Genomic DNA, 20,290 nt, shown 5'->3' on the forward strand with positions numbered 1-20,290 from the left:
CCGACACTGGACTTCGGATGATCTGCAGACTTGCGGGTAAAGGGCAGGGCTAGCCTACTCTAGGCTGTCGAAGCCGGAATTCAGGGGGATGCTTGGCGCTGCGAAAGAGGGCGTCGGCGCGAACGTTGTCGTTGGACATTCGCACTCACCGCCAAGAGCCAGGCTCCACCACCCCGCTGGCGTCCTCCCAACCCCTCCGCAGCCCTCTCACGTACCGATTGCGCTCCAAACCGCCGATCGAGTTCGTTTTTCGCTTGGGTGGCGATGCAATTTCGCAACTGGTGGTCAAAAAACCCAGTAAAAACAACGACACCATCCTTGGGCTACCCGAAGCATAAACCTAGATTCCTCTGTTAAGCCTTGACCGGATTTGATGAACGCCAGATTTGGCAAGGCTTTGCGGCCGATTTTGGCAACTGCGCCACAGTTCCTTTTGGGTGTCCCAGAGACATTCGAAAAATCCAATCTTCATAGCAACTTAGCTGCCATTCCTGGCTTCAACTGAGGAATCTAGGATAAATGGAGAAAAGAGAGGAATCGGAGCCGGTTTCGGCGCGAAAACGGGCCCGCGGCGCGGTAAGGAGCCAAAGCATCCTGGAAAAAATGTCGCGAAAACATGCGCTTATGGCGACAAAAAGCCCCGACCGAGAACGGAGGGGGCTTCGTGTCTGGTGGGCCCGCAGGGACTTGAACCCTGGACCAAAGGATTATGCTTGCCACCACGGCTTTCGCCGCCTCTTGCGAGTTCGTGGTCTGGACTATATCTTCCCTTTACGGGCTGGCCGTCTAGTCTCTACACCTTCCCCGTGCTGCCGGGGCTTGGCTCGGTATCGGCTTGTCCCGGGGGAGTTAGCTTTCACCGAATTTGACCAGTTCTACCCGTCGCCAGAATGCTTCTGGCGACGGGCAACCCATCGCGAACGACCGCCCCTTGCAACAAGTGCCGGCCATTCTCGCCGAGTCCTCTGCTCTAACCAACTGAGCTACAGGCCCGGGCCGTATTCTACAGGCTTCCCGGGCAAGCGCGGCGAGCAAGGTCGCGCTTGTGCATCCCGGGGCGAACCGACTGCCCGACGAATACTTGCTCTCGCAGCGGTTGCCGGCGGTGCGGCGGCGACATGCACGCAACGACACCAATCCTGCCCGCGCGCCGGGTCCTCACCGAGTGGGACGGCTGCCGGGCGCGATCTTTGCCTCGGCAAGACAGTTCAGGACGCGATCGGTGGTCTGGGCGATGTCTGCGTCGAGACCGATGGAGAAACGGATCAGCCCGTCACTCAGACCAGCCGCCTGCCGTTCGGAAAGCGGGATCTCCGACGAGGTGCTGTGCCCGGGTGTGGTGAAGAGCGTCTTGAAGTAGCCGAGGCTGACCGCGAGGTAGCCGACCTTCTCCCGTTGCATCAGCGTCATCAGCCGATTCGCGGCCGCATGGTTGCCGGCGTCAAAGGTCATCATCCCGCCCCAGCCGTACCCCGGGTTGATCAGCCGTGCCAGCAATTCGTGCTGCGGGTGCGTGCCGAGCCCAGGGTAGTGCACCGTATAGCCGCGGGCGGTCAGACTGGTCGCCAGGTGCAGCGCGTTGCTGCCATGCTGGCGCAGGCGGATGTGCAGGCTGTGCAGATTTTTCAGAATGCTCGCTGCGCGCGTGCTGTCGAGTACCGGACCGAGGAGCATGCTGGGTCCCGAGTTGATGTCGTTGAGCCGGCCGATGAACTCGCGCGTCGAGACGACGCAGCCCGCGACACAGTCGCTGGTGCCGTTGATGAACTTCGTCAGGCTGTGTACGACGACGTCCGCGCCATGACGCAATGGCGACAGGATCATCGGTGTGAAGGTGTTGTCGACCACCAGCCGGGCACCGGCGGCGTGCGCGATGGTAGCGAGCCGCGGCAGATCGCTGACCTCCAGAAGCGGGTTGCTGAGCGATTCACAATAGATGACCCGCGTGCGCGGCGTCATCGCCGCGCGCACTGCGTCTGGGTTGCAGAGATCGACGAAGCGGGTATGCACGCCGAAGCGCGGCAGCAGGTTCTTCAGCAAGGCGTAGGTGCCGCCGTAGATGCTGCGGCCGCAGACGATCTCGTCGCCGGTGCCACACAGGGTCATCAGCGTCGTGCTGATCGCGCCCATCCCGGAAGCCATGACCTGTGCCGCTTCGCCGTCTTCCATCCGCTCCAGGGCACTCGCCAGGTACTTGTTGGTCGGGTTGAAATGGCGCGAGTAGAGGAAGCAGCCCTCGATCTCGTGCTCGAACAGTTCCTCCATCCGCTCCGGGCTGAGGAAGGTGTAGGTCGACGAGTCGGTGATCGACGGGTTCACGTCGCCGAACTCGCCGAAGACCAGATAGTCCTGCACGCGTGACGCTGGATCGAAACTCATCTCGACTCCCCAACTGCCTCTACGGCGAAGAATCCCTGACGCTGCCAATCTTCATGCACCGGCCGCGGCAGCCTGGCGGCCACGGGTCATGGGCGCTCGCTATGCCGCCGACGGCCCTCCAGGGAGGGCACAGCCGCGGCGTCCGGCCAGCCGCCTGTTCAGTAGCGCCGGAGTGGCACTCGGGCAAACGTCGAACGGCGCCTCAAGCCGACCAGGAATGTCAGCGCCAACGCGATCAGGACGAGAGAACCGGGCTCGGGAACGGCGGTTGCCACGGCCAGTTGTCCAAGCAGGCGATGAACCGCTGCTGACGGATGAAGATCGTCAGCGAAGGCCGAAACGCTGCAGTTGATGTCGACCGAGCCGGGGAAGAAGTAGACACTCGGCGCGACCGGGCCGATGCAGGGTGCTGCCACGTTGGTGATTCCATAGACGCTGCCGCCGTTGCCGATGGCATCCTGGTTGATCGCGTTGCTGAGGCCGAAGAAGTCGAGGGTCCGGATGTCAAGGTCGATACCCCACTGCGCCAGGAAGAGGGCATCGAGTGCGGCCATGCCCCCCGCCAGCGCAGCGTTGAACTGCAGCGTCACGTCGGTCGACGCAGCCTCGTTGCCGAGTGTCGCTGCCTCCGGCGTCAGCCCGAGGTCGGGCAGGCTCGAAACCAGAAAATGGCGCGCACCCGCCTGCGCGAGCAGACCGATCGCGTTACTGATGTTCTGCGCCGTAGCCTGTGCTGCCGCCTTGCGGGCGGCGTCGTCGCCCGGCGTCGCCCCCGGGTTGGCAGTGCGCGCGTCGCGCAAGTCGTTGGCGCCGGCGAGGACGACATACAGGGCACCCGGATTGGCGGCGCGAGTCAGGCCACCCGTTGCCGGATTCAATACACCGCCGTTCCAGGCGATCAATTGACCAGTGAGACCGGTGGTCGCCCCGGCGGACCCACCCAGTTCGGTGCGCGCACCGCCGAAGGAGAAGTTCTGCCCACCAGGGGCCCCGATCGGTATCACGCCGGCAGCAGGACCGGCGAAGAGTAGGTTGCTCGGAGCGGCGTTGCCGGCGAAGCCAAGCCCCAGTGCCAAGTGCTCGGTCCACACCGGACCGTTGGAAAAGCGCCCCAGAGCAGCCGGGAAACTGGGGAAGGGCGGCGGTGAGAACGCCGTGCTCAGCGAGAGGACGTTACCGGTGTCGGAGAGGCTGTCGCCAAAGAACACCAGGTCGCTGTACATGCTCGCCTGCGCGCTGCCAAGCAGTGCGCCAAAGGCGAACAGGGATGTGGCGAATCGTTGCCGTAGCGTGTGCAGCATCATGTCTTCCTCCTCGGTGTGCGGCGCCGGCAGACGTGCAGCGCAGGCATGCGCATCATCGGTCCGGCCCGGAAAATCGTCGTGTTGTCGGACTGCACCGGAGCGAGCGCCCGGTCCAGCGCCATCGAGTCTAGGAAAGCCGACCTGCGCAGTCAACCCAAACAATCGCGCTCTCCGCAGCAGTGCTAGCGGACACTGATCTCGACCCGATCGTGCTGCCCGGCGTGGTCCATGACCGTGACCTGAAACGAGCCCGGCTGCGCAAAGCTCACTGTCAATGGTTGCCCTGCCGGCACGCGGCCGATCTGGCGGCCGTTGAGCAGCCAGATCAGCTCATGCTCACCGCCGCGAGCCTCGAGCCGCAGCGTCGCCGGTGGTCCGTCGCCGGCGCGGCGTATGGTTTCGCCATCGCTCAGGCCGAAGATCCGCAGGCCGTTGCCGTTGCCACCGTCGCTCGCGCTGCAGGCGGTCGTCCATGGTGGTGGCAGCGCGCGCGTGCGCAGGCCTTGGTCGAGCCAGGGTTCGAGCGCCGCCGGCCAGCGCGCCATCTCGACTGCCTGCATGCTGCCGCTGGCGCAGCCCGGGCGCACCCGTTGCCCGGTTGCCGGGTCGCGGTAGTCGGTATGGCGGGCCGGGCCCGTTCGCAGTCTGTCTGAGAAGGTGGGCGGAGCGGTATCGTTGAGAATCCAGGCGGTTCGACGCTGATGACAGAGCGCCGTCGGGGTGCCCTCGCTGCGCGTACCCAGCGGCCAGCAGATGCCCGCGCTGCTGACCGATGGCGGTGGGATGCGGGCGGCCGGCGGCGCATCGTCGATCACGGCAAAGATATCGACCAGCAGCGGGGCAGCGATGTTGGCGCCAAAGAATCCGGGGTTCGGCGTTCCGTCTGGTCGGCCGACCCAGACGCCGGCGGTGTGGCGATCGCTGACGCCGACCGCCCAGGCATCGCGAAAACCGAAGCTGGTACCGGTCTTCCAGGCGATCCCACGGCGGCTGCCGATGCTGCCCTCGACCACCCGCGCCACCGGCCCACCGGATTCGAGGATGTCGCGAATGATGAAGGCCGCCCCTTCGCTGAGCATGCGCGACTCGACCAGCGGCGATTCGGCAAGATAACGCGGTCGGCCGCTGACACCGGCACGCGCCAGGGCGCTGTAGGCACCGACCAGGCCCTCCAGATTCACCGCCGCGCCACCAAGGATCACGCTGAGATTGGCCGTCGCTCCCGGCGGCAGTTCCAGCCTGAGACCGCCGCGCCGCAACTGCGAGACGAAGCGCTGTGGTCCCAGTCTGTCGAGCACCTCGACGGCTGGCACGTTGAGCGATCGCTGCAGCGCCTCGCTGACGCCGACCGGGCCACTGAAGCTGGCCTGGAAGTTGCCCGGCTGGTAGCCGGCGAAGGATTGCGGCACGTCGGCCAGCAGGGATTCCGAGTGGATCAGGCCTTCATCCAGCGCCAGCCCGTAGAGGAAGGGTTTCAACGCCGAACCCGGCGAGCGCGCCGCCTGCACCATGTCGACGTGTGCGAAGCGCTCGCTGTCGCTGAAATCCGCCGAACCGGCATAGGCGCGAACCTCGAGCGTCTCGTTGTCGATCACCAGCGCCGCCATCGATGCCCGTGGCGGCAGGATGCCCAGCCGGGTGGCGAGGATTTGCTCCACCATCTGCTGCATGGCGGCGTCGACCGTGCTCTCGATGCGCGCCGCGTGCGGCTGCAAGCGCCGCAGCCGCTCGGCCAGGAGCGGCGCCAGCAGGGGTTCGCGCACGGGCTGCGCGATCACCGGTTCCTGGCGCGCGTCAGCAATCGCGCTGGCACTCCAGCGGTCCGTCATGCGCGCCAGAACCTTGTCGCGGGCGAGCCGGGCGCGCTCGGGGTGGCGATCAGGTCGCAGCAGCGACGGCGCCTGCGGCAGCGCGGCGAGGAGGGCCGCCTCGGACTCGCTCAACCGCTGCGCCGGTTTGCCGAGGTAGGCGCGGCTTGCCGCCTCGACTCCCTCGAGGACTCCACCCATCGGCGCCAGGCGAAGATAGATTTCAAGAATCTCTCGCTTGGAGCAGCGCAGTTCGATCTGCACGGCACGCACGATCTGGCGCAGCTTGCCGGCCGGCGTCCGCGGTGTCGGTTCGAGCAGACGCGCCACCTGCATGGTCAGCGTCGAACCACCGGAGACGATGCGGCCGTTCTGCAGCCAGAGCACGCCGGCACGCAGGAGTGCCCACGGATTGACGCCCGGGTGCCACCAGAACGCCCGGTCTTCGAAGCCGATCAGGGCTTCGATGTAGCGCGGCGAAACTTCGTCGAAGCGGACCGGATGCCGCCAGATGTGCTCGCGGTCCGGGAACGCGCGCAGCGGCGTGCCGTCGCGCGCCAGGACAACCTGCGCCTGTGGCGCCTTGTGGCCTTGCAGTGGCGGCGGGAAGAGCTGGTCGGCAAGCAGCAGCAGGGTGAGCAGAGCCGCCAGCCACCACCTCGGTCGGTGGCTCATTGTCTGCCGCTGCCGCCATCCGTCCCACTGTCGCTGGCGATCAGCAGCACCTCGTCGCCGCCGGCGAGACCATGGATCTGCGGCTGGTACATGTCTTCCGCATAGGTCGGCGGAACCACGAAACGACCCGGGGTGACGGCGCGCACGCGGTAGAAGAACTGCATCTTGCCGGCGAGCCGCGCGGCCACGACGAAGCGGTCATCGCGAAACTCGACATGCCTGATGTTGGCGTTCTGCATGACCTGCCGCGGATCGACGCCATCGATGCTGATGGCCGACTGCTCACCCTGCACCAGGTTGGCGTTCTCGATCTCGAGGCCGGCCGGCACGTGGTCGACGACCAGACCGTTGACATAGCGCCCGCTGCTGCTGACCTGCAGGCGGACGATCGCACTCTCGCCGACGCGCAGGGTCTTCTTGCCGAGCGGCTGCCCGTCGGCGGTGAACCAGTCGCGCTGCAGGTCGAAGGCATCGCGCCGTGCCGTCGGCAGTCGTGCCGGGTTGCCCGTCAGGTTGAGTTCGACGAACAGCCGCTCCTTGTGCGTGTTCCTGATGCTCACCCCACCGGCAACCTCGGCTGCCGACAGCGCCTGGAACTGCGTTCCGCGACCGCCGATCGCCTGCGCCTTGCCTGCCGAAAGAAGTTCCGCAGACCATTCACCGGCGGTGGGGCCGGTGAACCCGCGACCGAGGAGGAAGAGCGCGAGTTGCTCCTGCGTGCTGAAATGGCGCCGCTCGTCGACGGCAGCGGCGACCTGGCGCAACAGATCCTCCCGACCGTCGGCCTTGACCTGGTGGCGGTCGAGTAGGACGTAGATCAGCGCCCAGTCGCGCAGGTTGCTGCCGTAGTCGCCCCACCAGGCGCCATCCGGTCCGCCACGCGGCTTGCGGATGCCGGCATCGATGGCGCTTGCGGCACGTGCTTCGTCACCCATCAGCCGCAAGGCAAGCCCGAGTTGCACCAACGCCAGACCCGAATGCGCGGCTGCACGCGATTCGTGCAACTGGCGCAGCGTCGTCAGCGGTGCCCTGCCATGGCGGGCGAGCACGTAGGCGCCGTAAGCGAGAACAGCGAAACGTCCGGGGCCCGCGTAGCGATGGTCGTTCCAGATCGCGTTCTGGTTGTGGTCGACGGTTCCCGTTGGCAGGCTCGCGACACCTTCCTGCAGCCCCTTGAGGAGAAAATCCAGCGCCCGCTTCTCGACTTCGGGGGGCACGTTGAAACCCTGTTCGCGGGTATCGAGCAGAAAGTTGGCGACATAGGCCGTCAGCCAGTACTGGTACTCGGCGACGTTGCCCCACAGGCTGAAGCCGCCGTTCGGCGCCTGCATGCCGGCGAGGCGGGCGATCGCCTTGTCGAGGAGCTCGGCGCGTTGGGTCGGCGTGTAGGTCTTGAGACCGAACTGCCTCGCCGCTGCTTCGTCGACGAAGAGGTGTGGGTAGGCGCTGCTCGTCGTCTGCTCGGCGCAGCCGTAAGGGTAGCTCAGCAGCCCACGCACGGCGCTGCGCACGTCGATCGGTGCCCGGTTGGAGATGGCCAGAGTGGCGTACACGCTCGACCGCAGCAGTCCGCCAAGCTCCGCCTCGCGGAGTTCGACCCTCTCACCGGGGGCGATCGTCATCCGCCTGACCACCGACTGGCGCGGCGTCGGCGCCTGCACGAGGAGCGGGAACGTGCGCTCGATCCGCCGCAACGGACTGTCGACGCGCACCTTCACTTCGTTCGGACCGAGCGCGTTACCGGCCTCGATCGGGATCTGCAGGATGCGCCTCTGCCGTTCCTGGAGCGAGAACCGCTGTTCGCCGTTCCTGATCAGCAGGCCGTCGCGACTGCTCAGCGCGATCTTCACCTCCTGCTCCCTGCCGGCAAGGTTCTGGACTTCGAGAGCCAGCACCGCGCTGTCGCCGGTCGACAGAAAACGCGGCGTCGCCAGTTCGACGACGAGTGGCGCAGCAACGGTGACCTCCGCCTCCTGCATGCCGAAGCGGTCACCGGTGGCGACCACGGCCATCAGGCGCAGGCTGCCGTTGAAGTCGGGGACCGGCAGGGAGACCTCGGCTTCGCCCTTTTCGTCGAGCACCACCGGCCCACTGAAGAGATCGACCAGCCGCAGCTTCTTCGGCAGGCTGCGCGTGGCCTTCGGTGCCGCGTCACCGCCAAACTTCAGCTTGCCTTTCCGGCCGTCCATCTTTTCGATCAGGCGTCCGTAGACGTCGTAGGCGTCGGCTCCGTAGCGCAGCTTGGCAAAGAAGAAGGCGAAGGGGTCCGGGCTCGCGTAACGGGTGATGTTGAGGATGCCGACGTCCACCGCCGACAGGGTCAACAGCGCCTGCTGGGCGCCCGCCTCGGGCACCTTGACGCGGACCTTGAGGAGCTGTTCGGGTTCCATCCTGGTCGGTGCCTCGATTGCCACCGCGAGCCGGCGGTTGCTGCGCTCGAGCGGCACGTGGAGCAGCCCGAGGGCGCGCGCCGGGGTCACCTTGTCGCCGCTGCCAGGACGCAGGACCATCACCGAAACGTACAGATCATGCCGCTGCCAGTCCCTGGCGAGAGGGATGTCGATCGTCCTGCCGTCGGCACCGACCGACAGGCGCCGCACCCACAGCGCCCGGTCGCCCTCGACGGTGACCAGCGCCTGCCCGGCATGCGGCGGAACGATCGTCAGCCGTGCCGTCTCGCCAAGCGAGTAGGCGGGCTTGTCCAGCTTGAGCGCGACCCGGTCCGGGCGCACCCCTTGCGCTTCGTCGTCCTTCGCGGCCCAGCCGGCGTAGAAGCGGAAGCGCATCGTCTGGCGGGTGGCGGGATCGAGGATCTCGACACGGTAGCGGCCGTACTTGACCGGCAGGCTGAGCTTGCCACGGCCACCGGCCGGCACGGTCACCTGTGTCGTGGCGACCAGTTCGTCGGTTTCGGTGAAGCCCGAGTTCCAGCCACGCTGATCGTCGAAGCGCCAGTAGTAGTTGCGGTTCTCGCGGAACATGCGTACCGGCAGCGCCGCTCCGGCCTTCAGGTTGCCATCGGCGTCCGCCCGGACGACCTCGAACTCGGCGGCGGATGACTCGCGCGCATAGGCCCCGACGAACAGCGGCCGCACTCCGACCAGCACCGTTGCGGGCCACCAGATACGTTCGACACTGCGCACCACCGGCCGCCCACCGCTTTCCAGCAGGCTCAGCGTCGTGCGCACGACGAACGGCGAGCGTCGTTTGCCAACCGCCTCCAGGTCGACGCCGAGTGCCGCCCGGCCCTGCTCGTCGAGCCGCTGTTCCGGCAGTTCACTGCGTGTCCTGACATTGTCTTCGTCGGCGTCCCCGAAGACGAAGCCCGGCAGCTTCTGCGGCAACGGGTTGCGACTGCGTTCGCTGGTGGCGACGCCGAGCAGCCGGTTGCCGGCCGCCGGGGCACCGTAGAGGTAGCGGCCGCTGACTTCGATTCGCCACTCCTCCTCACCCGCCAGCCGCTCGCTGCCCGTCGACAGCTCGAGCCGCATCCGTTCCGGCAGGAACTCCTCGACCGCGAACGCCATGCTGGTTGCCGCCAGCCTGGCCGCCGGATCGGCACGCAGTTCCAGGAGCCATGAACCAGTGGCGGCATCGGGGGGCAACTCGACCGGCCGCCGGTAGTAACCGGCGGTGCCGTCTTCCGCCCGCCAGCTCGCGGTCCACTGCGGCTTGCCATCGGGACGGCGAAGGATCGCCTGGATCGGCTGTGCCGGTACCGGCCGGCCGTCGGCGTCACGCGCAAACACCGAAACCTCGAAGCGCTCGCCAGGCCGGTAGAGATTGCGGCCGCTGTAGGCGAACAGGCGTACCGGCGAATACGGCATGCCGGCGACGTCGAACTCGGCGAGATCGAGAGCCGGTTCCTTGAGAGCGATCAACGACATCTGCCCGCCCTTGCGCGCCAGCAGCACACGTGCAGCGGCCGGCTTCTCGGCGAAGGCTGCGCGACCGTCACGGTCGGTTTGTGCGCTGCCGAGCGAGCGACCCTGACGGTCGATCCAGCTCACCTCGACGCCAGCCAGTGCCTGCCCATCGCGCAGCGAACTGACGTAGGCATCGGCACCGCGATTCGGATACTGCCGCAGGTGCAGACCCAGATCGCTGACGTAGAAGTAGGTCGTCTGGTAGTCGTGGCGGAAGCGGTTCGGCTGCGACATCACCGCCACGTAGACACCCGGCTCGCGCAGCGCCGCAATGTCTTCGACCGGAATGAAGGTGACGCTGCGCCGGTTCGCCTTCTGTTCGGTCGGAAAGCGGCCGACGAAGCTGCTGCTCGTCATGCGGTGGATCTGATCCAGATCCCAGCTGCCAACGGCACCCTTGAGGCGGCTGCCGCTGTCGGGATGGCCATCGTCGGCGTCGCTCTCCTGGTCGGCAACAGCCTCGCCGGAACGGGTATCGACAGGGGCGCGGTCAGGAGCAGCGGGGCCGGCGATGACCTGTTCGAGGAATCTCGGCAGTTGATCCTCCTTGACCTTGAGGAACTGGATGTCCACCTCGGGGACATTCACCGTCGTCACCGGCAGACCGCCAGCCTGTCCCGCGGGCAGGACCATGCCCCGGCTGGCGAAGTAGAAGGCTGGGGCGACCGCCGCGGTCAGGATCGAAAAACGCACCTCGCCGTCGAGCTGGCTGCCATTGCGTGCCTTCAGACCGGGTTGCACACGTACGACGTAGCGGGTCTGGGGCTTGACGTGCGGAAAGAACAGCAGGCGCGGGTTGTCTCCGACGACCCAGGCACCGGCCACCGGTTTGCCGTCGACGAGCGCATCGTCGTTGGCGACGCGGTGGCCTTCACCGGCAGGAGCGAGTGTCGCCGCGCCTTCCCCATCCTCGCCGTCCGTCTCCCCATCGCGAACTGCCGCTGCCGTCGCCTCGGCCGGCATTTCGAGCACGCGCAGGAAGCGCTCGTGATCGCCCTTGGCATCGAGAGGCAGACTGAAGGAGACAGCCAGTGCCGGCGATCCGTCCAGTTCCCGGTGCGTTCCGTCGATCACCGCGAACGGCGTGTCGCCGGGATCGACCACTTCGGTTCCGTCATCCGTCAGGTGGCCGATTGCCAGCAAGCCACCCACCGCGACGACGATGCCGACGAGCAGCGCCACCGTCTGCTGCAGCCGGCGCCGCGCGAGCTGCCTTGTTGTCTGCATGGTCCTCTCCCCGGCAATTCGACGCGGATTCTAGCAGGCATGCCGGCGCGTCGGCGGCACCACGAGGGATCGGCAGCCGTTCCGGGATGCGCGAGTCAGACGGGGTTGCGGTGGCGACGCAGGATCAGCCCCGGTTCTCGCCGTTCGAGCAATCGACCTGGAAGACGGCACGGTCCTCGAGGCGGACGGCGCTCAGGTGGCGACCCCAGAAACAGCCGGAATCGAGTGCCAGCAGGTTGGCGTCGATGCGCAGACCGAGCGCCGACCAGTGGCCGATGATCAGGACCGTGTCGGCGCTGCGCCGTCCTGGGATGTCGAACCATGGCAAGTGGTCCGCCGGAGCGTCCGTTGCCTCACCCTTGGTCTTCAGGTCCATCGCGCCGCTCAGCGAACAGAAGCGCATGCGGGTCATGGCGTTGACGATTACCCGCAGGCGGGACCAGCCCTGCAGCTCATCGCTCCAGGAAAGCGGCTCGCTGCCCCACAGGTTGGCCAGGAACTCGGCGCAGGATGGCCCCTGCAGTACAGCCTCGACCTCCGCCGCGAGGGCGCGCGCGGTTGCGGCCGTCCATTGTGGCAGCAGCCCGGCATGCACGAGGCAGAATTCGCCCTCGAGGTGGCACAGCTTCTGTCGTCGCAGCCAGTCGAGCAACTCGACGCGATCCGGCGCGGCAAGCACCTCGCCGAGCGTGTCGCCCTTGCCGCGCCGGTCCAGGCCGGCCGCCACCATCAGCAGGTAGAGGTCGTGGTTGCCGAGCACGGTCGTTGCGGCCGGACCGAGATCGCGCACGAACCGCAGCGTATCGAGCGAGCGTGGGCCGCGATTGACCAGGTCGCCGACCAGCCACAGCCGGTCCCTGTCGCGGTCGAAGCGGCACCGGTCGAGCAGCAGCAGCAGCGAATCCAGGCAGCCCTGGATGTCGCCAATCGCGTAGGTCGCCATTCGGCTTCTTCAGCCGGCAGCGTTGCAGGTCTGCCAGCGCCACGCGTCGCGGCACATCTCGTCGATACCGCGCCTCGCCTTCCACCCGAGCAGCCTGGCGGCGAGGGCGGGGTCGGCGTAGCACGCAGCGATATCGCCAGGTCGGCGCGGGGCGATGACATGAGGAACGGGGCGACCGCTCGCCGACTCGAATGCACGGACCATCTCGAGTACGGAGTAACCACAGCCCGTGCCGAGGTTCACCGTCAGCAGCCCCTTTCTGTCGCGCAGATAATCGAGCGCGGCCACGTGCCCGTCGACCAGGTCCATCACATGGATGTAATCCCTGACCCCGGTGCCATCGGCTGTCGGGTAATCACTGCCAAACACGTTCAGGAAGGGTCTGATTCCTTGCGCAACCTGCGCCACATAAGGCATCAGGTTGTTGGGCACGCCGTTGGGTTCCTCGCCGATAAGACCGCTCGCGTGCGCGCCAACCGGATTGAAGTAGCGCAGCCGGGCAATCCGCCAGTCGGCGTCGGCAGTGCAGAGGTCGGCGAGGATGTCTTCGATCATCAGCTTGCTGGCGCCATAGGGATTGGTCGCCGAGCGCGGAAAATCCTCACTGATCGGCACGGACGCGGGATCGCCATAGACCGTGGCCGACGAGCTGAAGATCAGCGTCTTGACTCCCGCATCGGCCATGGCCTGGCAGAGGGAAATCGCCCCTCCGACATTGCAGTCGTAATAGCGCAGGGGTTGCGCGACGGACTCGCCAACCGCCTTGAGACCGGCAAAATGGAAAACCGCAGCCGTCGGGGCAGCGGCGAGGGCCCGTCGCAACAGGCACTGGTCACGCACGTCACCCTGGAAAAAGGATGGCTTGCGACCGGCTATCGTTGCGACTCGGTCGAGAACCTCGACCCGGCTGTTCGAAAGATCGTCGACCACGGTCACCTCGTGTCCGGCGAGGATCAGTGCGACACAGGCATGCGAACCGATATAGCCGCAGCCGCCGGTGACCAGGATATTCATTTGCTGGCTCCCTGTCGTCAATTCGAGGTTCCGGTCTGCCATTATCGACAGACGGCAACCGATGACGACCGGTCTCTGGTAAATCGGCCCCGGCACCGACTGCCGTCAGCCCTGCAGGCGCACACCACAGGCGTTTCTGTGCCCGCAGCCGCGGCAAACCCGCACACATGGTCGGCAGCCGCGTGGAGCTTCGAAGGCCGTGGCAGCGAGTGGTTGGCAGCCCGGTGGTGGTGCCAACCACGAAGCCGCGAACTGGTGTCAGACGAGAAACTCGCTGCGGTGTCGACCGTCGCTCTCGAGACTCGTGAGCCAGTTCGGTGCCTTGCCGCGGCCGGACCAGCTTTCTCCGCTGGGGCCACGATACTTCACGGCCACGGCCACCTTCGCCCTGGCGGCTGGCGCAGCAGCGCCAGCGACCTTGAAACCGAGGTCGGCGGCCGTCAAACCGTGCTCGGCAATCAGTTTCCTGGCTTGTGCAATGGCGTCGGAAACTTCGGCCTGACGTGCCTCTTCAATCTGTTTTTCGAGCAGCGCCCTTTGCGCGAGCAGTTCCTTGTAGCTGGCCATATACTCCTCCTTGAGAAAGCCCCATTTATACACCAAGAATCCCTGATTGCAAACATTCTCCGAAAAGTGGGAGTGGGCAGACGCAGGAGGTGCGCTGCCGCGAGTCGCGCAATGCGACTTGATACCAGCAGTGGTGATCAGGATGTGTCGCCCAGAACCCGATAGCGTCCGTCGTGGAAAATCAACGGCTGCACTTGTTCGTGACGCGAAAAGCGGTCGACGCGGCCGACGAAGATGGTGTGGTCACCACCCGGATAATGGGCCTCGCTGCTGCATTCGAAGCACGCGACGCAGCCGTCGAGCAAGGGCACGCCGCCCATTCCGGCGTTGGTGCGCACACCAGAGAAACGATCGGGATCCCGGCTTGCAAAGCGATCCGAAACCCATGCCTGATCGGCCGCGAGGACATTCACCGCATAATGCCGGGCGCGGCGAAACGCCTCCAGGCGCGGCGAATCGCAGGCAAGGCTCCAGAGAATCAGCGGTGGCTGCAGGGAGACGGAGTTGAAGGAACTGATCGTCACCCCGACTGGCTGCCCGTCGGGTGCCAGCGCGGTGAGGACAGTGACTCCCGTGGCAAAGCCGCCCAGCGCATCGCGAAAGGCCCGGCAGGCCAAATCGCGCGACGCCTGCGACGAACGCGGTATTCCCTCTGGACGCAGGAGAGCAGCGACGGGATCGCCGATATCGAGGATTTCCGGGGCATCAAGCGGCGGACGCATCAAGTTTCCATGAGGCACGGCGGCGACGTGCTAAGATCGGTCGTCGGCAAGAGATTGGGCTTTCAAGATGCTGCAAGGCAGCCGCATTGACATTGGACAAAGCTCGTCGGACCGCTGCCCGCTCTTGCCGGCTCGACCGGAAATGCTGCAGAGGCTGCGTTGACGAGGGGGACGGACGCCCATTATGGCTTTGTCGTCGGCGCCTGTCGACACGGATGAGATCAACGGAACCGCCGCAGGGCGAGTCGGTGGCGCTGTTCACTCGTCCTCTCGCACCCATCCGCTTGCCACGCCTTGTCCACTGAGCGCTGCCGACGCCGCCGGCAGCGGGTTTGCCGAACGGGTGGTGGCCTGGCAGAGGGTGAATGGGCGACACGCGCTTCCCTGGCAAGAGACGCGCGACCCTTACCACGTCTGGCTGTCCGAGATCATGCTGCAGCAGACGCAGGTGCGCTCGGTGATTCCGTACTACCAGCGTTTCCGGGCCCGCTTTCCGACTATCGAGGGTCTGGCCGCGGCGCCGCTGGCGAGTGTCCTCGAAGCCTGGTCGGGCCTTGGTTACTACGCTCGTGCGCGCAACCTCCACCGCTGCGCGCAGACGATCATCAGTCGGCATGGCGGCGAGTTTCCCTGCGATCCGCAGATCACTGAGCGCCTGCCGGGAATCGGGCGCAGTACGGCGGCAGCGATCGGTGTCTTTGCCTTTGGTCGCCGGGCGGCGATCCTCGATGGCAATGTCCGGCGCGTTCTGGCACGGTGCTTTGCCGTCGATGGCAGTGCTTCAGCGGCCGCCGATCGACGGCGGCTGTGGGCGCTGGCGGAATCACTGTTGCCGACGACGGAGATCGAGGCCTATTCGCAGGGGCTGATGGATCTCGGAGCAACGCTGTGCGTGCATCGCCAGCCCGCCTGCGACCGCTGTCCACTGGCATCACTATGCGCCGCCCGGCAGCAGGGACGGCAGGCAGCGCTGCCTGTGCCGGTGGCGAGGAAGCCGCTGCCGGAGCGCAGGGGGAGCGTCATCGTCCTCACCGATGGCCGCCAGGTCCTGCTCGAGCGCCGCCCGGCGAGCGGCATCTGGGGTGGCCTGCTGAGTCTGCCGGAGGTCGTCGGCGGGTCGGTGGAGGCACTGGCGCAGCGCCACGGTTGTCGCCTCCTGATGGCCAGCGAGCTGCCATCGGTCAGGCACCGTTTCACCCACTTCCGCCTGACATTGGCCGTTCTGCGTGCCGACGTCGAGTTCATCGCCCGCAGCGCATGCGAGGATCGTTGGCACTGGCTGCCGCTCGAGCGGGTCGGCGAGGCGGCCCTGCCGACGCCGACCAGGCGCCTGCTGCTGTCCTTGCATCCGCTAGGCGCAGCCATCGCCCGCGCGGCGATGGCTGCGGATGACCGACCGGCTGATCACTGAGTCGGCGGCGGCGCCAACAGTCCGCTCTGGCCACTCCTGCCGGCAGCGCTGCCGCCGCCGTCTCGCCGCGCCGGATCCGGCGTCCCGACCTTGCCGGCCGCGCGGGTCGTCAGTCAGGAGCGGCCTCCAGCAACCGCGTGAACTCGTCCACGGGCACCGGTCGGCCGAACATGAAGCCCTGGTAGCCGTGGCAGCCATGACGATCGAGGAACTCGCACTGCGCGGCCGTCTCCACCCCTTCGGCGATCACCTTGAGGCCGAGACTGCGGCCCATGGTGACGATGGTCTGCGCGATGATCGCATCGCTCTGGTTGTCCGGCAAGCGGCTGACGAAAGCACGGTCGATCTTCAACTGATCGAGCGGCAGTCGCGTCAGATAGGACAGCGAGGAGTAGCCGGTGCCAAAGTCATCCATCGAGAAGCTGACGCCGAGCTGCTTGATGGCATTCATCCTGGCGATCGTGTCGGCGACGTTGTCGAGCACCAGGCTCTCGGTCAGCTCCAGCTTGAGCCGCGTCGGATCGGCGCCGCTGCGCTGCAGCAAGGCTTGCAGCTGGTCGACGAAGTCCGCCTGTCGGAACTGGCGTGCACTGACATTCACCGCTACCTGCAGCTCGCCGGCCCGCGCTTCCCCGCCCCAGGCGGCAAGCTGCGCGCAGGCGGTCGCCAGCACCCACTGCCCGATCGGTACGATCAGGCCGGTGTCCTCGGCCAGCGGGATGAACTTCCCGGGCGGGACGAGGCCGTGCTGCGGATGTTGCCACCGCAGCAGGACCTCGGCGCCGAAGACCCGGCGGCGAAAGTCGACCTGCGGCTGGTAGTGGAGGACGAACTGTTCGTTCTGCAGGGCCAGGTGCAGATCCTCTTCGAGCTGTCGCCGGTCCCTGGCCGCCTGGTTCATGCCGGCGGTAAAGAACTGGACATTGTTCCGTCCGGCCGACTTGGCGTGGTACATCGCCGCGTCTGCATTGCGCATCAGCACTTCGACCGTGTCGCCATCACCGGGAAAGACGGCAATGCCGATGCTCGAGGTCGTGTGCATGCCCTGTCCGTCGATCTGGTAGGGCTGCGACAGTGCGTGCTGAATCTTCGTCGCGACTCGCTCGGCGGCAAGGGAATCGGCGCGCGAGAGGACGACGACGAACTCGTCGCCGCCAAGTCGGGCCACGATGTCACTGGCCCGCACGCTGCCGGTCAGTCTCTGCGACACCTCGAGCAGCAGCGCATCGCCGACGTGGTGGCCAAGGGTGTCGTTGATGTTCTTGAATCGATCCAGATCGAGGAACAGGATTGCCAGTGGACAACTCCCGCCCTCGCGTCGCGCCGCTGCCAATGCCTGCTCGAGACGGCCCTGCAGGTTCGAGCGGTTGGGCAGGTGGGTCAGGGTATCGTAGTGCGCCAGGTGCCGGATTCTCTCCTCGGCAGCCTTGCGCTCCGAGATATCGACGAAGCTGCCGATGTAATTCTCGACGCTGCCGTCGGCGCTGCGGATCGTCGAGATCGACAGCCATTTCGGATAGACGGTGCCATCCTTGCGACGGTCAGAGATCTCGCCCTGCCAGTGGCCGCGGTTGTCGATCGCCTGCCACATGCCGCGGTACTCGTCAGTCGACGTGCATCCCGAGGACAGGAGGCGCGGGTCACTGCCGCGAACCTCGTCGGCGCTGTAGCCGGTGAGGCGCGAGAACGCGGCGTTGACCTCGACGATGCGGTTGTCACGGTCGCTGACCATGATCGCCTCGGCGCTGTTCTCGAACACCGCCGCCAGCAGGCGCAGGCGCTGTTCGGTCAGGCGCCGCTCGCTGATGTCGCGCCAGAGGGTGTGCAGGATCACCTCGCCGCGCAGCGTGATCGGCGTCAGCGTGACTTCGACCGGTATCGCGTGACCATCGCGGTGCCGGTGGGTCCACTCGAAACGGTGATAGCCGAATTCGTTCGCAGCCGCCATCATCGCTTGCGCCTTGTCCTTCGAGGGCTGGCCATCAGGCTGGTACGGCGGCGAAATGTCGTCCGGTCCGTGGCCGAGGAACTCTTCCTTGGACGGGTATCCGAGCAGATCCAGGGTCGCGGTGTTGCAGTCGACGAACGCCCCGTTCTTGAGCAGCAGCAGTGGATCCTTGGCGTCCTCGAAGAGCCGCCGGAAGGCCTCCTCGTTCTCGCGCAACTGCTTCTCGGCCAGCAGGCGTTCGGTGACGTCCTCCTTGACCGCGAGGTAATGCGTCACCTCGCCGTGATCACCGAAAACCGGTGCGATCGAGACGCTCTCCCAGAACAGCGTTCCGTTCTTGCGCCTGTTGTGCAGCAGCCCGGTCCACACCTTGCCGTCGAGCAGCGTCTGCCACAGGGTCTGATAGACCTCGCCGGGCACGTCGCCGGACTTGAGGATGCGCGGGTTCTGGCCGATGGCTTCAAGCCGGGAGTAGCCGGTGACGCGGGTAAAGCTCGGGTTGACATACTCGATGTCGCCGCTGCGGTTCGTGATGACGATGGTGACCGGGCTCTGTTCGACCGCCTGCAGGAGGTTGCGTGATTCCTCCTCCGCTTGCTGGCGCTCGGAGATGTCGGCAAACACCCAGATGCTGCCCTCTTGTGGCTGTCCGGGATCGATCGCGCGGCCGGTCAGCGCACCCCAGAAGAGGCTGCCGTCCTTGCGCCGGAGCGTCAACTCGGTGCTGAAATTGCGCCCCTCGCCGACGACCGAGTAAGCGCGCTCGCCAACCCGCAGGAAGACATCACGGCTGGGGTAGAAACACTCTGAAGACTCGCCGGTCAACTCGCCAGAGCGATAGCCGAAGATCTCCTCGAGGCGCCGGTTGCACGAGACGACCCGCCGCTGCCGCAGGTGGACGATGCCGACCAGTGCGTTGCTCAGCAGGGTTTCCATCTCGGCCAGCAACTGGCGGTTGCGCTGCTCCATCCGCTGGCGCTCGCTGAGGTCGGCCACCAGGTCGGCAACGATTGCCGGCTCGCCGTCGGCCCCCTGGACGACGAAGAGCGTGTGCAGCGCCGGTACGCGACGACCCTGCAGCGACTGCAGTTCGAGCTCCCCGCTCCACTGACCGTCACGGATGGTTGCCGGCAGGACATGCTGCTGCAGCTGCTGTGCGTTTTCCGGGAGGCAGAAGCGGGCCAGCGAGTAGTCGCTGCAATCGGCCTCGGCCGGAACATCCAGCAACCGGCGCAAGGCCGGGTTGGCGTAGCTCAGTTCGCCAGTCGCCTGCAGCATGGCGATTCCCTGGCTGGCGTTGTCAGCCAGCCGCTCGAATACCGCCAGTCGCTCGCCCTTGGCGCGCTGCAGTCGCTCGCTGCACACCAGGTCGGCCAGTACGGCCGCCTCGCGCGCCTCGCTGCGCCAGAGGCGAAGCAGCAGGATGGCGAACAGCGTGAGCAGCAGCAGGGCGGACATGCCGACAACCAGTGCGCGCGCGCGCCAGCCGGCGAAGATCTCGTCCCGGCTGGTGCCGATGATGAAATAGAAAGGGTAGTGCTCGAGCTGGTGGTAGCTGTAGACGCGCTGGACGCCGTCGGTCTGGGCGGCGAACTCCAGGGTGCCGCTCGTTGCTCCGCGGCTCATCTGCTGGCGGACGGGATGTTCCGACGAAAGCGTCCGGTTGACCTCGTCCGGGATGTGCGGCCAGCGGACCACCAGTCGCTGATCGTCGCTGCGCCGGAAGGAAATCGATCCACGCTGGCCGAGATCGACGGCACGAAAGATTTCCTGATAGCGGGCGAGATCGAGCACCGCGCTGGCCAGTCCGAGAAAAGTCCCGTGCTCGTCACGCAGCGCACGTGCGGCGATCAGGCTTGGCCGGCCGGTTGCCCGCGAATCGATCACTTCGGAGAAGAAGAGACCGGCCTGCGAGTCGTCGCGAAGGGTGACGAAGTAGTCGCGGTCACTCACCTCGATGTGCGGCGTCGTCGCGCGGCCGGAACTGTAGAGCAGTCTTCCGCCGGCATCGAAGACCCGCAGACCGACGATCTCGTCGAAGTTCAGCAGCCGCAGGTCGAGTTCATCCCCGACTTGCCGCGCGTGTCGCTCGGCTGCCTGCCTGTTCAGCAGCGCGGGCGGCAGGAGCCGGCCCATTCCCTGGAGTGCGGCATCGGTCCGGCGGAGGGTGGCGTCCAGGCGGGTCGCGAAGATCGCGGCATAGTTCCGTGTCTTCGTCTCGGCCTCGCGCAGCTGCTCGTGATGGCTCAGCCAGAGTTGATAACCGAGCAGCAGCAGCACCCCAAGCAGCAGAACGCCGAGCCAGAGCAGCAGCATCCTGCGCTGACGGCGGTCGATGGCGTGCGCTGTCCCCTGTCCCATGAGCC

At 66.3% G+C, this 20,290-nt stretch carries 10 protein-coding genes; 1 reads left to right on the forward strand and 9 read right to left on the reverse strand.

Annotated elements, in window-relative coordinates:
* Positions 1-1,158: 1,158 nt before the first annotated feature.
* From NFW30_RS00245 to NFW30_RS00280, 8 genes are all read right to left on the reverse strand, one after another.
* Positions 1,159-2,379, reverse strand: coding sequence for an aminotransferase class I/II-fold pyridoxal phosphate-dependent enzyme (locus NFW30_RS00245; RefSeq protein WP_295356479.1), 1,221 nt, complete (start codon positions 2,377-2,379; stop codon positions 1,159-1,161).
* A gap of 158 nt (positions 2,380-2,537) precedes the next feature.
* Positions 2,538-3,683 carry an SGNH/GDSL hydrolase family protein gene (locus tag NFW30_RS00250; protein WP_295356471.1) on the reverse strand — a complete coding sequence of 382 codons (1,146 nt, stop codon included), beginning with the start codon at positions 3,681-3,683 and terminating at the stop codon, positions 2,538-2,540.
* Between the two features lie 182 nt (positions 3,684-3,865).
* Positions 3,866-6,166 (reverse strand): penicillin-binding protein 1C, encoded by a 2,301-nt coding sequence (gene pbpC / locus NFW30_RS00255; RefSeq protein ID WP_295356469.1) that lies wholly within the window; start codon positions 6,164-6,166, stop codon positions 3,866-3,868.
* Positions 6,163-11,319 (reverse strand): alpha-2-macroglobulin, encoded by a 5,157-nt coding sequence (locus NFW30_RS00260; protein WP_295356467.1) that lies wholly within the window; start codon positions 11,317-11,319, stop codon positions 6,163-6,165. Before NFW30_RS00260 ends, pbpC begins: the two co-directional genes overlap by 4 nt.
* Positions 11,320-11,443: 124 nt before the next feature.
* Entirely contained in the window at positions 11,444-12,262 is an 819-nt protein-coding gene (locus NFW30_RS00265; protein ID WP_295356465.1) for a symmetrical bis(5'-nucleosyl)-tetraphosphatase, read from the reverse strand.
* 9 nt (positions 12,263-12,271) lie between these two features.
* Positions 12,272-13,276 carry a UDP-glucose 4-epimerase GalE gene (gene galE, locus NFW30_RS00270; protein ID WP_295356463.1) on the reverse strand — a complete coding sequence of 335 codons (1,005 nt, stop codon included), beginning with the start codon at positions 13,274-13,276 and terminating at the stop codon, positions 12,272-12,274.
* A 258-nt stretch (positions 13,277-13,534) separates the two neighbouring features.
* Positions 13,535-13,843 carry an H-NS histone family protein gene (locus tag NFW30_RS00275; RefSeq protein WP_295356461.1) on the reverse strand — a complete coding sequence of 103 codons (309 nt, stop codon included), beginning with the start codon at positions 13,841-13,843 and terminating at the stop codon, positions 13,535-13,537.
* 137 nt (positions 13,844-13,980) lie between these two features.
* Positions 13,981-14,565, reverse strand: a complete 585-nt coding sequence (locus NFW30_RS00280) for a flavin reductase family protein (protein WP_295356459.1) — start codon at positions 14,563-14,565, stop codon at positions 13,981-13,983.
* Positions 14,566-14,749: 184 nt separating this feature from the next.
* Here NFW30_RS00280 and mutY point away from each other — a divergent pair, with 184 nt between their 5' ends.
* Complete coding sequence (mutY, locus tag NFW30_RS00285) at positions 14,750-15,976, forward strand: A/G-specific adenine glycosylase (protein ID WP_295371593.1); 1,227 nt, start codon at positions 14,750-14,752, stop codon at positions 15,974-15,976.
* Positions 15,977-16,085: 109 nt separating this feature from the next.
* Here the strand turns inward: mutY and NFW30_RS00290 are convergent, their stop codons facing one another.
* On the reverse strand, positions 16,086-20,285 hold the full coding sequence (locus tag NFW30_RS00290) for a PAS domain S-box protein (protein ID WP_295371596.1): 4,200 nt from the start codon (positions 20,283-20,285) through the stop codon (positions 16,086-16,088).
* Between the last annotated feature and the right edge of the window lie 5 nt (positions 20,286-20,290).

Origin of the sequence: Accumulibacter sp. (assembly GCF_023806635.1) — a bacterium.
Classification (GTDB): domain Bacteria; phylum Pseudomonadota; class Gammaproteobacteria; order Burkholderiales; family Rhodocyclaceae; genus Accumulibacter.

Coding starts and splice junctions, on each gene's coding strand:
- NFW30_RS00290 (WP_295371596.1), bottom strand. CDS start 20,285: ATGGGACAGGGGACAGCGCACGCCATCGACCGCCGTCAGCGCAGGATG.
- NFW30_RS00250 (WP_295356471.1), bottom strand. CDS start 3,683: ATGATGCTGCACACGCTACGGCAACGATTCGCCACATCCCTGTTCGCC.
- galE (WP_295356463.1), bottom strand. CDS start 13,276: ATGAATATCCTGGTCACCGGCGGCTGCGGCTATATCGGTTCGCATGCC.
- NFW30_RS00265 (WP_295356465.1), bottom strand. CDS start 12,262: ATGGCGACCTACGCGATTGGCGACATCCAGGGCTGCCTGGATTCGCTG.
- mutY (WP_295371593.1), top strand. CDS start 14,750: ATGGCTTTGTCGTCGGCGCCTGTCGACACGGATGAGATCAACGGAACC.
- NFW30_RS00260 (WP_295356467.1), bottom strand. CDS start 11,319: ATGCAGACAACAAGGCAGCTCGCGCGGCGCCGGCTGCAGCAGACGGTG.
- NFW30_RS00245 (WP_295356479.1), bottom strand. CDS start 2,379: ATGAGTTTCGATCCAGCGTCACGCGTGCAGGACTATCTGGTCTTCGGC.
- NFW30_RS00280 (WP_295356459.1), bottom strand. CDS start 14,565: ATGCGTCCGCCGCTTGATGCCCCGGAAATCCTCGATATCGGCGATCCC.
- pbpC (WP_295356469.1), bottom strand. CDS start 6,166: ATGAGCCACCGACCGAGGTGGTGGCTGGCGGCTCTGCTCACCCTGCTG.
- NFW30_RS00275 (WP_295356461.1), bottom strand. CDS start 13,843: ATGGCCAGCTACAAGGAACTGCTCGCGCAAAGGGCGCTGCTCGAAAAA.